We start from the raw sequence: 12,696 nt of genomic DNA, 5'->3' as shown, positions 1-12,696 counted from the left end.
GAAATAATTGAGTAAAAGAAAACTGTACTTTAAACTTCAAAAACAGCTTCATCGCGGCAGCAAACACTTGGTAACGTTTTCCGAAATAAGGTGTCAGTAGTTTTTACTAACCTGAACAATCGATTTTTTCAAAGAAAAAAGAGTAGATTTCTCTACTCTTTAACCTTTGTCTATTAAGTTTAAGCTAAATGAGCCTTCACATATTCTTCGAAAGACGTTGGTTGATGCCCTAATAATAAGGCCAACACATTACTATTGCCATCTAAGCCCCAAGTCGAATAAGAATAAGCCAATTGTTTGAAGCCTTCGCGGAAATAAAGATCCTCAGCATGAATCATATCTAAGAAGGCTTCAACCTCCATATAGGTAGCTGTAGCTTTGTTTCCGGTTAGCTGATTGAAGATGCTTACTAAATCATTCGGTGAATAAGGTTGTGTTCCAACTAATTCATAGGTAGCTTTGTTATGTTTTTTCGGATCAGCCAGTACGCTTGCGATCACTTCAGCAACATCCTCCGTCGCCACATAGCCAACCTTCGTATCAACATTATAAAAAATACTGTAGGCGCCGCTCTCTGCCACTGCTTGCGGATTGAAATTGTGCATGTAATGCATTGGCTGTAAGATCGTATAAGAAAATTCAGAAGACATTCCTTTGTAGATCAAGTATTCTTCGACATCTCGCTTAGCCGTATGCTGCAATAAAGTGGTCAAAATCGGGTGAATTACTGAAACAAAAACAAAATGAGCCACGTCATGTTCTACTGCCTTATCTGCCATTCGTTTTCCAATCAACGCCTCTTCGGCTGAAAACAATGGTGGAATGTAGACAACTTGATCGGCCTTCTGCATTAATTCATCAATGAAATTCAATTGGGTCAAATCCCCAACCATCGCTTCTTTAATTCCAGGTAGATCTTTCACTTTAGGATTGATATCTGTAGCCAAAATATCTAATCCAGCTTCAACTAATTGCTTGACGATCACTCTTCCGGTATTACCCGCTGCCGATGTAACTAAAATCATTTCCTTTCCCTCCTTCTTTATTAAATTAATTGTAACACTTATCACAATAAAGATGCAAATGCATTTACTTATCCATCACTTAGTGCTATTATTTAGCCATTAAGAAAGGGGTATCATGATGGAACTTACAAACAAACATATTATCATTACTGGTGGAACAACCGGGATCGGATTTCAATTAGCACAAGCACTCTTAGCTTTAGGAAACGAAGTGCTGGTCGTTGATTTCAGCGCAGAGAATATTGAAAAAGCGCTGGCAGCTGAACCAAAACTAAAAGCCTTAAAGGCTGATTTAAGTAATCCACAAGAACGAGAAACCCTTGTGAAAGATTTAGAAAAAGTTTTTCCTGATTACGATGTCTTAGTCAATAATGCCGGTATCCAACGCTGGATCAACTTACAAAACAGCGATAAAAAAGATTGGAGCTTCTATCACCAAGAATTAGCGATCAATTTTGAAGCACCGCTTCATTTGTCCCTATTGACACTGGATCAATTATTAAATAAAAAAGAAGCTGCGATCATTAATGTTTCTTCTGGCCTCGTTATCAATCCAGGCGCTTGGGTTCCGTTTTATACAGCCGGCAAAACAGGGCTTCACGGCTATTCTCAAGTATTGCGTCTGCAGTTACAAGATACCAATGTGAAAGTCTTTGAAGTCTTCCCACCAGCAGTCAACACAAACCTTGGAGGTTCTGGTGAGCATACTTACGGCGTGTCCTTGGATGATTTCATTCCAGCCGTGATTAAACAAATTCAATCAGACCAATTTAACATTACTTTTGGTACTTCGAATGAACAGTTCAACGCCACTAAAGAAGTCAACGACCAAACTACGCAAAATACATGGAATATGTTTAAAGAAAATCCAACCTTTTTAGAATCCTAAATATAAAATGGACAGAAGCTCTTGCTTCTGTTCCTTTTTTTCGCTATCTTCATTTATAGAGAGAATGAAGGCGAGGCAAAAACATGCATACCATTAAGGAAACGGGCTGGGTTCAGCGAATCGCATTGTTGAATCAAGAAATAACGAATCTATTAAATCAACAGTTACAGTTTCCAGCCATCAACGCGAATAATTATTTTTATTTGCTCAAACTATTAGACAACCCTGGTATCACTCAAAGTGATTTTAATGCGCTGATTAAGGTGAACCAAAGCACGATCACGCGGGCGATCAATTCATTGGTTGAAAAAGGCTATATCGAAAAACTGCCTGCAAAAGACAAGCGCAGTCAATTATTGCAGCTGACACCTTTAGGCACCGAAACAGCTCAAGGGATCAAGCTGGAAGTTGATGCTTTAAATCAGCACCTATTTGAAAAAGATGCTGCTCAATTCGACCAACTTTTGACAAAGACTTCAACCGCTTTAAAAGACTATTCCGAAATTAAAACTGATCATTAAATAAAATGCTCCCTGTCATTTGTTGACAGGGAGCATTTTATTTATCAGGTTTAGTTATTTACCATTAAATTAATGCAAAAAGTTTTGTAGATCATCACCGTATTTATCAATCTTCTTAGCTGAAAAAACTGTACCTGCCACTAAAACACCACCGACGATCAATGTACTAGCCACCATAAACTTAAATACTGTTTTCATCTCTATTTCCTCCTAAAATTTTTTGACTTTTGACAATTCTCTATGTATTTACCTTAGCACAAGTGCTGCGATGTATCTCCTAATATGCTTAGCCCTGCTTTAAATCAAAATTTTTTAAAAGAAAAACCCCGCTCATGTGAGCGGGGTTGACTATTCATTATTTGTTTAATGAATCTTTCGCTTGGTCAGCTAGTGCTGTGAAAGCAGCTGCATCGTTAACTGCTAAATCAGCTAACATTTTGCGGTTGATTTCGATACCGGCAAGTTTAAGACCGTGCATTAATTTTGAGTAGCTCAAGTTGTTCATGCGAGCCGCTGCGTTGATACGAGCGATCCACAATTTACGGAAGTCGCGTTTCTTTTGACGACGATCGCGATATGCGTAGTTGTATGAATTCATTACTTGTTCTTTAGCTGTTTTAAATAGAGTGTGTTTAGAACCGTAGTAACCTTTAGCTAGTTTTAATGTCTTTTTACGACGTTTACGAGTTACTGTTCCACCTTTAACACGTGCCATGTTTAATTCCTCCTAATAAATAAATCATTGAATTTTTTAAGTTGTAAAGCGGGTTGCGCAATTATTTCATGCGTGCCAATTGTTGGCGGATACGTTTGTAATCGCCTTTTGATACCATAGACGCTTTACGTAGTTGACGACGTTGTTTTTTAGTTTTCCCGTGGAAACGGTGACTTGTGAACGCGCGGAAACGTTTTAAACCGCCGTTACCAGTGCGTTTTACGCGTTTTGCTAAACCGCGGTGTGTTTTTTGTTTTGGCATGACTAAAATTCCTCCTACTTTTCATTTCGCCTACTCTTCAACTAAGTCGAAGAAGCATTCTCAAAATTATTGCTAGTCTTTCTTCTCTTTCGGTGCAAGCACTAAGAACATGCTACGTCCGTCCATCTTCGCTTTTTGTTCCACTGTTGCGATATCATCAGTTTCTTCAGCTAAGCGATTCAAAACTTTCTGACCAATTTCTTTATGGGTAATGGCACGGCCCTTGAAGCGGATCGAAGCTTTCACTTTGTCACCTTTTTCTAGGAATTTACGTGCGTTACGAAGTTTAGTATTAAAGTCATTCACGTCAATTGTAGGACTTAAACGAACTTCTTTAATATTGATCACTTTTTGCTTCTTGCGAGCTTCACGTTCTTTTTTCTGTAATTCGAAGCGGTATTTTCCATAGTCCATAATACGTGCCACGGGTGGTTTTGCACCTGGAGCTACTAGAACTACATCAAGGTTTGCTTGTTCAGCAATCTTTAAGGCTTCTACTTTCGAAATAACACCTAGTTGTTCGCCGTCTTGTCCGATCAAACGTACTTCACGTGCACGAATGCCGTCGTTAACCATCATATCCTTTGCTATGGTCATTCACCTCCAAAATTTTTGAGAGAAAAAAAGCAAATAAAAAAACGAGTTCTTTATGAACCCGCACCTAGTTCGACTCATCAAAACGATCAGTCATTAACTATCTAGCCCAGCGAGATATTCGCATAAGGCGAGAAGCGGGTGCTTCTGCTTTCATTTCTCAACTTGTATAGTATACAAATTATTTCAGCAATTGTCAACAGGTTTATTTCTTTTCTTCTCTGTTTTCAGAAAACATTAGTTGAGTTTCCTTTCATTTTTGTGTTAAGTTAAATAGGAAGGAAGTGATAAGATGGAGCAATCTTTTTTTAAAGAATTGATTCATTACAATAAACCAAAGGAATCGCCCTTTCGCTTGATCGGCGCTGGCCTTTGTATGATCTGCGTTTTATTCACCGGCTATTTAACTCATCAGTTGGCCATTTCTAGTTTCGGTTCATTAGGTATTTTTACCTTTCTCTATTACCAACGCCTACCTCTAAAACAATTAATGCTTCGGTTATCGATCGTTGGGGGCTTTTTAACGGCAGGAAATTTTTTCGGGATGCTTTCAACTCACGCGGCTTGGACCGCACCAATCGTAGTTGCGGTGATTGGCTTTTTAGGACGATTCTTTTTTAGTCTTTATGGCATCGCAAAGCCGGGACCCTTCTTTGTTGTGATGGTTACGGCAATGGGCGTCAGTACCAAGATCCCCTTAACTAAAATCCCCGTCATGAGTGGCTGCTTTTTTATTGGCGTCCTATTTGCGCTCGTTTTTGCTTTCATTCTACATTTTTTAGAAACAGACCCTGTCCCAAATAATGACGTTCCAAAAACAGTGACACAGCGGATCAATCAAGATCCTGCCGCCATCATGGACAGTCTTTTATATAGCGGTATTTTATTTTTTGCAGTTTATCTAAGCGTTGGACTCCAATTAAAGAATCCTTATTGGCTCGTCGTCTCTTGTGCTTCCATTTTACAAGGAGACAATCTGCGCGCAATGGCTCACCGAAATATTCAACGAATTTTGGGTACAGTGGTAGGCTTAGCTATCGCGGCTTTATTATTGAATTTATCCTTATCCGTTTTCGCAACTTTACTAGTGATCACCGCTTTGTTTGTAACGGTTGAGTTTTTCGTTAAACGCAATTATGCGATTGCACAATTTTTTACTACTCCAATGTCCTTAATGCTTTCAATATTAGTCAAACAGCAATACCTTTACATGCTGTTGCAGTTTCGTTTTTTAGGCATCGTGATCGGCAGTCTGTTAGGTTTATTAGCTGCTTGGCTGATGACTACTAGCCTAGCTTTTTATAATCGTAAATTCCATTCAATTGAATAGAAAGAAACTGAAAACCGAGTGTCCTCACTCGGTTTTTGCTATAATGAGAATGAGAAAGGCTTTCGCGAACTCGCTCAGCTTTTGTTTATTGCCGATAAAGCTAGTTCGTGAAGCCGGACATGAATATGCCTGCTGTAAAGCGATTTATTCATTTGAAAATTTTATACTTTCTTTCTAGTCAAGAAAATGAAGGAGGCACCATTATGTATCGATTAATTGCTTGTGACTTGGACGAAACATTGTTAGATAAACAGCGTCACGTTTCGCCCAAAACAAGAGAAACGATAAAAAAAGCAGAAGCACAAGGTTTGATCTTCGCACCAGCGACTGGCCGCGGCTTCTACTCCATCAAACAAACGCTAGCTGAATTAGCTGCCGATAACAAAGCGCAACATTACATGATCGGCTTCAACGGCGGCGTAGTCGTTGAAAACCAAGGTCCTACCATTATCAAGGATTTTCCGCTAACTTATGATGTTCTGGCGCAATTGTTTGAATTCGGTTCAAAATACGAAGTAGCGATCCATCTTTATACTTTCGAGCAAACCTATGTGTATCATAGCAATCCTGACGAAGATGCCTATTTAACGACGATCCCTCACGAGAAGCGTTTAGACGATGACATTGATTTTCTAAAAAATCAAACCTGTTACAAAGCCTTATTCCAAAACTTGGACCGTCATTACTTAGAACAAATTGAAACCGACCTGCCTGCCGATTTGAAAACGGCTCTAGAAATTAGTTATTCATCAAATCGTTACATCGAGTTCAATCCAAAAGGCGTCAATAAAGGCGTGGCTTTGCAAACATTGGCGGATCATTTAGGGATTCCAATGGAGGAAACCATCGCGATTGGCGATAACACCAACGACCTGGCGATGATCCAAGCAGCCGAATTAGGGGTCGCCGTTGCCAATGCTGTGCCGGCTGTCAAAGTCGCCGCTCAGCATACGACTACCGCCGACCATGAAAACAGCGCTGTCGCCGAAGTGATTGAGACCTTTATTCTTTAATTTATTGCTGCACTAGCTGGTTGTACTAGAAAAATTTCAGAACCATTTTGCCTCACGTTCGAGGAAGTGACTTCTGATATACCGTTTATTCAAAAAAAGGAAGTGGGACGAAATTTCGTCTCACTTCCTTTTAGCGTATTCGCCGCCATAGGATCAAAATCAGCCAGGCGGAAAGGCCCAAACTGATCACTAATGAAATTAGCCAACCCGCTTCCGAATGAACCAAAGGCAATGGCATATTCATGCCGAAAAAACCGGTGACGATCGTAGGGATCGTCAACATCAAAGACCAGATTGTTAAGATTTTCATCGTGTCATTCAGATTATTATTTAACAAATTATTGTAGGTACCGGATAATTGATCCAAGATTTCACTGGATAATTTGGTCATCTCCACCGCCTGCTTGGCTTCAATCAACGCGTCATCCAATTCCTCTTTTTCCTTATCCGTGAAGCTGGAAAAGATTGCTTGAACCTTGACCTGCTCCAACAAAACCGCGTTTTGTTTCGTGGCCGTTACCAAATACACTAAGCCAATTTCCAAATCGGACAACGCCAATAAATTTTTATTGGTGGTTTTTTCTCGTAATTTCGCATTTAAGACAATCCGTTGACTATCCACCTCTTCAACTAAAGGGAAATAGTAATCAGAGATCAAAAAAAGTGTATGGAATAACAGACTCGCCGTGCTTTGGTTCGGTTCATTCTGTAACAGATTCTCAATAATATTTTCCACATAAGCCGTCCGTTCATTGACAAACGAAAAGAAAAAATGATCCTTCAAAATGAAGGCCATCGGACTCGTTTCATAATGATTGTCTTTCTTTAAGAGGTTCGGCACATTAAAGATCAATAGCAAAGCCTTTTCCATCGGATCATATTCCACCCGCGCCCGTTCATTATCATCTAGCGCATACGTCAACATCTCATCGCTGATAGAATAGCTAGCTCTCAATTTTTTGATCTCGTGAGGCTGTGTCGCATCGACATTGACCCATGAACACATCTCTTGATTAAATGTTTGTTTGCTGTCCATTAGAACCTCCCGGTATAAAATCTTGTTAAAATCAGTATAACAAAATCTTCACTTCTTTATTAGTTTTAACCTATTAGAAAACATTGAAACAGTTAATTGAAATAAAAGAACCTTTTATCACCTGTACATTAATCTTTCACTCTTAAACAATAACTGATTCCAAAAAAAGAACCATGACCTGACTGCCATAGTTCCTACTTAGCCTTATTCCGCTGTAATTCCTTGAACCTCTAAAATTTTCTCATCGATCATGCGGATCACTTCATCCCGTGCGTCAGCATTGTCAACAAAATTCAAACGATCACCATCGATTTGGATTTTGGGACTTTCATGATAGTCTTCATACCATTGATCGTAACGGCTGTTTAACTCCTTGTAATAATCATACAAGGTGGGATCAAATTCTAATTGCTCGTATTCACGTCCACGCTTTTGAATTCGTTCCATCATCGTTTCAAAAGAAACCCGGATGTGGACCAATAGATCGGGATGCTTTTTATGAGCCGCATAAGGCAACTCCTGCATCATATTGGCTAACAATTCATCGTAAACTTTGACCTCTGTCTCGGTTGCCCGGCCAAGATCAGCGTTTAAATGAAATAATAAAGAATCTTCATAGATTGAACGATCCAAGACATTGTTGTCGTCTTGCATCGCCTTTTTAATACTATCAAAACGTTTATTTAAGAAATAGATTTGCAATAAAAATGCGTACTGCTCTGGATCAGCATAAAATAGCGGTAACACTTCATTATCATCAATCGATTCATAAAAAGCCTGACTTCCTAGATGCTCTGACAGCATTGCGGTCAAACTTGATTTCCCTGCTCCAATGGTTCCTGCTAATACGATCACGCTCATAAACCCCCAACTCGTTTCATACAAAATATAGTGCGTATTTTTCAACTTATCCAATATACCCCCAATATCTTGTAGCGTCAAACAAAATATCTACAGAAAAACAAACTTTATTCTTCTAAGGAATGTTTAAAAAATCGTAGCTTTTCAAAAACTTTTCAGCGGTTTCGTTTACTTGTAGGTCTTCTCTGAGTAAAATGGGAAGAGACTAAAATGGCTTATTACTATTAAGTAATAATTTCGTTTATAATAAAGAAGTCGAGAAACATGAATTTTTCTCAATGAAAACAATAGCTAAACAAATAAAAATGAAAAATACATACTCTAAAACGAAATAGGGGTTTTTTTAATGAAATCGATTGGCACGGGTTATGCCAGTGGAAAAATCATCTTAATGGGAGAACACTCGGTTGTTTATGGGGAGCCGGCGATCGCCTTTCCTTTTGCCGGAACAGGTATCCAAGCGACGATCAAGGTAAATAAACTTGAGTCGTGGATCGAATCCAGCTTCTTCCACGGACCGCTTTCAGCCGTGCCGAATACGATGCGCAATGTAACGGTCTTACTGTGGTATTTAGTAAAACATTTTAAAATTCCAGAACCTTTCTATTTAAAGATTGAAAGCTCGATTCCAGCCGAACGGGGAATGGGTTCAAGCGCTGCCGTAGCAGTTGCGATTACCCGGGCTGTTTTCGATTGGATGGAAGAACCGGCGACCCAAGAAAACGTCTTACACTTTGTCAATCAAGCGGAAGCGGTGGCTCATGGCAACCCTAGCGGCATTGACGCGACGACGATTAGTGGAACTGAACCGATCCTTTATCAAAAAGGCATCGGCTTCCAACCTTTCCAATTAAACATGGACGCTTTTTTAGTTGTGGCTGACACTGGCGTAAAAGGACAGACGCGCAAAGCAGTGAAAGATATCGCTAAACTGATGGAACTGCGCCCTTATGAGACCAATCAGCAAATGCGGACACTTGGACAGTTAACCAATCAAGCTCAGCAAGCCGTTTTACAAAATAAGCCTCGCGTCTTAGGCGACTGTATGAACCAAGCTCAAGGCCTCTTACGCTTATTAGGTGCCAGCAATCGCAACTTAGACCACCTAATCGAAACGGCGTTAGAACATCACGCATTAGGTACGAAGCTGACCGGTGGCGGCCGCGGTGGTTGCATGATCGCTCTAGCAGAGAATGAAACAAGCGGACGTCAGCTGCAGAAAACATTATTAGACGCTGGCGCACGTGATACATGGATTGAAGGGTTAGGTGTCTACGCACATGTTTAGTGGCAAAGCTCGAGCTTATACGAACATCGCCTTGATCAAATATTGGGGCAAAGAAAATCAAGAACTAATCATTCCAATGAACAACAGTTTATCGTTAACGTTGGATGCTTTTTATACTGAAACGACCGTCACTTTTTCCGAAGAGTTGAAGGAAGATCATTTCTACTTAGACAATCAACTGCAAGATCCGAAAGCGACCTTAAAAGTGAGTCGCTTTCTTGATTTAGTCCGCCAAAAAGCCGACTGCAACCTTTATGCGACGGTAAAAAGCCAAAACTTCGTCCCTACAGCTGCAGGTTTAGCTTCTTCTGCTAGTGGTTTGGCCGCTTTGGCCGGCGCTGCTAGTGCAGCATTAAATCTAGCCTTATCACCGGAAGAATTATCGCGGCTTGCACGTCGGGGCTCCGGCTCTGCCTGCCGCAGCATTTACGGCGGCTTTGCTGAATGGCAAAAAGGGACTAGCGACGAGACGTCCTATGCAGTCGAAATACCAAGCAACGACTTCGAAAATGAGTTAAGTATGCTCTTTGTCGTGGTCAATGATGCCCAAAAAGATATTTCTAGTCGCGATGGCATGCAACGAACGGTCGAAACGTCGGCTTTTTATGATGGTTGGCTACAAACTGTTCCGCAAGATTTACAAAAAGCCAAACAAGCCATCACTGAAAAAAACTTTATTGCCTTAGGAGAGGTTACCGAAGCCAGCGCCTTAAAAATGCACGGTACAACCTTAGCCGCGAATCCGCCCTTCACCTATTGGTCGGCAGAAAGCATGCAAGCCATGAATCTCGTCCGCCAAATCAGAACTGCCGGCATTCCTTGCTACTTCACAATGGATGCTGGACCAAATGTCAAAATTTTAGTCGAACGTAAAAATGAAGCAAAGGTTCAGGCTGCCTTAGCCAAGCATTTTGATTCCCAACAATTAATCCTTGCTCACGCAGGACCAAAAATCGAAATTTTATCAAAGGAGGACGCGTAAATGATTGAAGTATCTGCCCCTGGAAAACTTTATATCGCCGGTGAATACGCCGTTGTAGAACCGGGACATCCCGCGATCATCGTAGCCATCGACCAATTCATTTCCGTCTCCATCGGACCGGCCAAAAAAAGCGGAAGTATCCAATCCGCCCAATATAGCGATCTACCCATACGTTGGACTCGCCGGAATAACGAATTAGTCCTAGACATTCGTGACAATCCTTTCCATTATATTTTAGCGGCGATTCACTTCACCGAGAAATACGCCCAGGAAAAAGGCAAAAAATTGGCCTTCTTCGACTTAAAAGTAACGAGTGAGCTAGATAATTCTAATGGCCGGAAATACGGTCTAGGCTCCAGTGGTGCTGTCACAGTGGCGACGGTCAAAGCGTTGAATGCTTTTTATAAACTGAATCTTTCGCAGTTAGAATTATTTAAATTAGCGACCCTCGCTCATTTAAATGTCCAAGGCAACGGCTCCTGTGGAGATATTGCCGCCAGCTGCTACGGTGGTTGGTTAGCCTTTTCTACCTTCGACCATGACTGGGTCTTAGAAAAAATGACGACCGAAAAATTGACCACTTTAATCGAAAATAACTGGCCGAATTTACAAATTGAACCATTGCAAGTCCCCGAAGACTTGCGCCTATTAATCGGTTGGACTGGCAGTCCAGCATCGACTTCTGATCTAGTCGACCAAGTCCATCAATCACGGGATGAAAAACGCACCTCTTACGAACACTTTCTACAAGACAGCAAAGCTTGCGTAGACGAAATGATCCAAGGGTTCAAGCGAAATGATGTATCCTTGATCCAGCAAATGATTCGTGAAAATCGCGAATTACTGAACCAATTGACGACGATCAGCAACGTCTTGATTGAAACCGAGGAATTGAAACGGTTGAATGATCTCGCTGAACAATACGGTGGCGCCGCAAAATCTTCCGGTGCTGGCGGTGGTGATTGCGGCATTGTGATCGTTGACAAACGTGCAGGAATCCTGCCTTTAATGAGTTCTTGGGAAAAGGCTGGCATCACGCCATTGCCTCTTCACGTCTATCATTTTACGGAGGATCGCCATGAATCGTAAAGACGAACATGTTTCATTGGCTCGAGCTTTCCATCAAAAACCAAAGGAAAATGATTTCGATGCGATTCGGTTATTGCATTCTTCCATCGTAACGATACGTCCTGAAGAGGTCGATTTAAGTACCAAAGTTCTCGGCCTCAAATTAAGCGTCCCTTTTTACATCAACGCCATGACCGGCGGCAGTGAAAAAACTAAAAAAATCAATCACGACTTGGCCATCATCGCTCGTGAGACGGATCTAATGATGGCAACTGGTTCTGTCAGCGCAGCATTGAAAGATCCAAGTGTGGCAGATTCCTACACGGTCGTTCGAAAAGTAAATCCTCATGGCCTGATCCTGGGCAATATGGGGGCTGGTCGAACTAGTGAAGATGCCCAAAAAATCGTGGAGCTGCTGCAAGCAGATGGTTTACAAATCCATTTAAATGTTCCGCAAGAATTAGTCATGCCTGAAGGCGATCGTGATTTTCATGAATGGCCGCAAAATATCCAACAAACCATTCAAGCACTGAATGTTCCTGTCATCGTCAAGGAAGTCGGTTTTGGCATGACACGAGAAACGCTTCAACAATTACACTCATTAGGAGCGCAGGCAATCGATGTTTCCGGTCGCGGCGGTACTAGCTTCTCACAAATTGAGAACGCTCGCCGGAAAAAGCGGGAACTAACTTATTTGGATGATTGGGGCCAATCGACGGTCGTATCACTTTTAGAAGCTCAGTCTGTTAATGATCTGACCCTTCTGGCTTCTGGTGGCATTCGAGGTGCCTATGATATTTTTAAAGCTTTGTGTTTAGGTGCTAAAGCTGTTGGTATTTCAGCGACGATCCTTGATCAGCTAATGAGTGATGGCATCGAATCCACTATTGCTATGATCGAAGACTGGAAAATTCAGCTGCAGCGTTTATATCTAATGACTAACAAAGCAACCACGGCAGAATTAAGCCATAACCCGATTATTTTAAGCGGTGCACCTAAAGAATGGTGCCAAGCCCGCGGAATTGATTATAACCAATTAGCGACACGCAAATAAGAGGTGGAGATCAATTGATCTCCACCTCTTATTTTGCCTCATATAAAGAAAGTATAAA

At 41.2% G+C, this 12,696-nt stretch carries 15 protein-coding genes and 1 other annotated feature; of the genes, 8 read left to right on the top strand and 7 right to left on the bottom strand.

What is annotated here, in order from left to right; translation table 11 throughout:
* Nucleotides 1-179: 179 nt before the first annotated feature.
* On the bottom strand, nt 180-1,025 hold the full coding sequence (locus tag IGI54_RS01165; RefSeq protein WP_430620899.1) for an SDR family oxidoreductase: 846 nt from the start codon (nt 1,023-1,025) through the stop codon (nt 180-182).
* Between the two features lie 115 nt (nt 1,026-1,140).
* Here IGI54_RS01165 and IGI54_RS01160 point away from each other — a divergent pair, with 115 nt between their 5' ends.
* Together IGI54_RS01160 and IGI54_RS01155 are read left to right on the top strand one after the other, a co-directional pair.
* A complete protein-coding gene (locus IGI54_RS01160; RefSeq protein ID WP_313630744.1) occupies nt 1,141-1,914 on the top strand; it encodes an SDR family NAD(P)-dependent oxidoreductase in 774 nt (257 codons plus the stop codon).
* Between the two features lie 83 nt (nt 1,915-1,997).
* On the top strand, nt 1,998-2,435 hold the full coding sequence (locus IGI54_RS01155) for a MarR family winged helix-turn-helix transcriptional regulator (protein ID WP_430620898.1): 438 nt from the start codon (nt 1,998-2,000) through the stop codon (nt 2,433-2,435).
* Nucleotides 2,436-2,504: 69 nt separating this feature from the next.
* Here IGI54_RS01155 and IGI54_RS01150 read toward each other — a convergent pair whose 3' ends face one another.
* From IGI54_RS01150 to infC, 4 genes are all read right to left on the bottom strand, one after another.
* Complete coding sequence (locus IGI54_RS01150) at nt 2,505-2,633, bottom strand: hypothetical protein (RefSeq protein ID WP_143141772.1); 129 nt, start codon at nt 2,631-2,633, stop codon at nt 2,505-2,507.
* Nucleotides 2,634-2,790: 157 nt separating this feature from the next.
* Nucleotides 2,791-3,150, bottom strand: coding sequence for a 50S ribosomal protein L20 (gene rplT, locus IGI54_RS01145; RefSeq protein WP_071861641.1), 360 nt, complete (start codon nt 3,148-3,150; stop codon nt 2,791-2,793).
* A 61-nt stretch (nt 3,151-3,211) separates the two neighbouring features.
* Nucleotides 3,212-3,412: a 50S ribosomal protein L35 gene (gene rpmI / locus IGI54_RS01140; protein WP_010742869.1), complete on the bottom strand. Its 201-nt coding sequence runs from the start codon at nt 3,410-3,412 to the stop codon at nt 3,212-3,214.
* 72 nt (nt 3,413-3,484) lie between these two features.
* The gene (gene infC / locus IGI54_RS01135; protein ID WP_071861642.1) at nt 3,485-4,009 is read right to left on the bottom strand and encodes a translation initiation factor IF-3; all 525 of its coding nucleotides are present in this window, start codon (nt 4,007-4,009) and stop codon (nt 3,485-3,487) included.
* 27 nt (nt 4,010-4,036) lie between these two features.
* Nucleotides 4,037-4,165: a sequence feature (ribosomal protein L20 leader region), on the bottom strand.
* Between the two features lie 133 nt (nt 4,166-4,298).
* On the opposite strand from infC, the gene IGI54_RS01130 reads away from it, so the two are divergent.
* Both IGI54_RS01130 and IGI54_RS01125 read left to right on the top strand, forming a co-directional pair.
* Nucleotides 4,299-5,336: an FUSC family protein gene (locus IGI54_RS01130; protein WP_430620897.1), complete on the top strand. Its 1,038-nt coding sequence runs from the start codon at nt 4,299-4,301 to the stop codon at nt 5,334-5,336.
* A 203-nt stretch (nt 5,337-5,539) separates the two neighbouring features.
* Complete coding sequence (locus tag IGI54_RS01125) at nt 5,540-6,349, top strand: Cof-type HAD-IIB family hydrolase (protein WP_430620896.1); 810 nt, start codon at nt 5,540-5,542, stop codon at nt 6,347-6,349.
* Between the two features lie 130 nt (nt 6,350-6,479).
* On the opposite strand, the gene IGI54_RS01120 is transcribed toward IGI54_RS01125, so the two are convergent.
* Together IGI54_RS01120 and IGI54_RS01115 are read right to left on the bottom strand one after the other, a co-directional pair.
* A complete protein-coding gene (locus IGI54_RS01120) occupies nt 6,480-7,385 on the bottom strand; it encodes a magnesium transporter CorA family protein (protein ID WP_071861645.1) in 906 nt (301 codons plus the stop codon).
* A gap of 204 nt (nt 7,386-7,589) precedes the next feature.
* Nucleotides 7,590-8,246 (bottom strand): deoxynucleoside kinase, encoded by a 657-nt coding sequence (locus IGI54_RS01115; RefSeq protein ID WP_071861814.1) that lies wholly within the window; start codon nt 8,244-8,246, stop codon nt 7,590-7,592.
* A 346-nt stretch (nt 8,247-8,592) separates the two neighbouring features.
* Here IGI54_RS01115 and mvk point away from each other — a divergent pair, with 346 nt between their 5' ends.
* The 4 genes from mvk to fni are packed head-to-tail and all read left to right on the top strand — an operon-like array spanning nt 8,593 to nt 12,638.
* Nucleotides 8,593-9,534 carry a mevalonate kinase gene (gene mvk / locus IGI54_RS01110; RefSeq protein ID WP_430620895.1) on the top strand — a complete coding sequence of 314 codons (942 nt, stop codon included), beginning with the start codon at nt 8,593-8,595 and terminating at the stop codon, nt 9,532-9,534.
* Nucleotides 9,527-10,516 carry a diphosphomevalonate decarboxylase gene (gene mvaD / locus IGI54_RS01105; protein ID WP_430620894.1) on the top strand — a complete coding sequence of 330 codons (990 nt, stop codon included), beginning with the start codon at nt 9,527-9,529 and terminating at the stop codon, nt 10,514-10,516. The genes mvk and mvaD overlap by 8 nt, the downstream gene beginning before the upstream one ends.
* A complete protein-coding gene (locus IGI54_RS01100; protein ID WP_430620893.1) occupies nt 10,517-11,605 on the top strand; it encodes a phosphomevalonate kinase in 1,089 nt (362 codons plus the stop codon).
* Nucleotides 11,595-12,638 carry a type 2 isopentenyl-diphosphate Delta-isomerase gene (gene fni, locus IGI54_RS01095; protein ID WP_430620892.1) on the top strand — a complete coding sequence of 348 codons (1,044 nt, stop codon included), beginning with the start codon at nt 11,595-11,597 and terminating at the stop codon, nt 12,636-12,638. The genes IGI54_RS01100 and fni overlap by 11 nt, the downstream gene beginning before the upstream one ends.
* Nucleotides 12,639-12,696: the final 58 nt, after the last annotated feature.

Origin of the sequence: Enterococcus sp. DIV0800 (genome assembly GCF_050559735.1) — a bacterium.
Lineage (GTDB): Bacteria > Bacillota > Bacilli > Lactobacillales > Enterococcaceae > Enterococcus_A > Enterococcus_A devriesei.
Note: the sequence above shows the minus strand (reverse complement) of the source record. Positions and strands in the feature narration are given on the sequence as shown.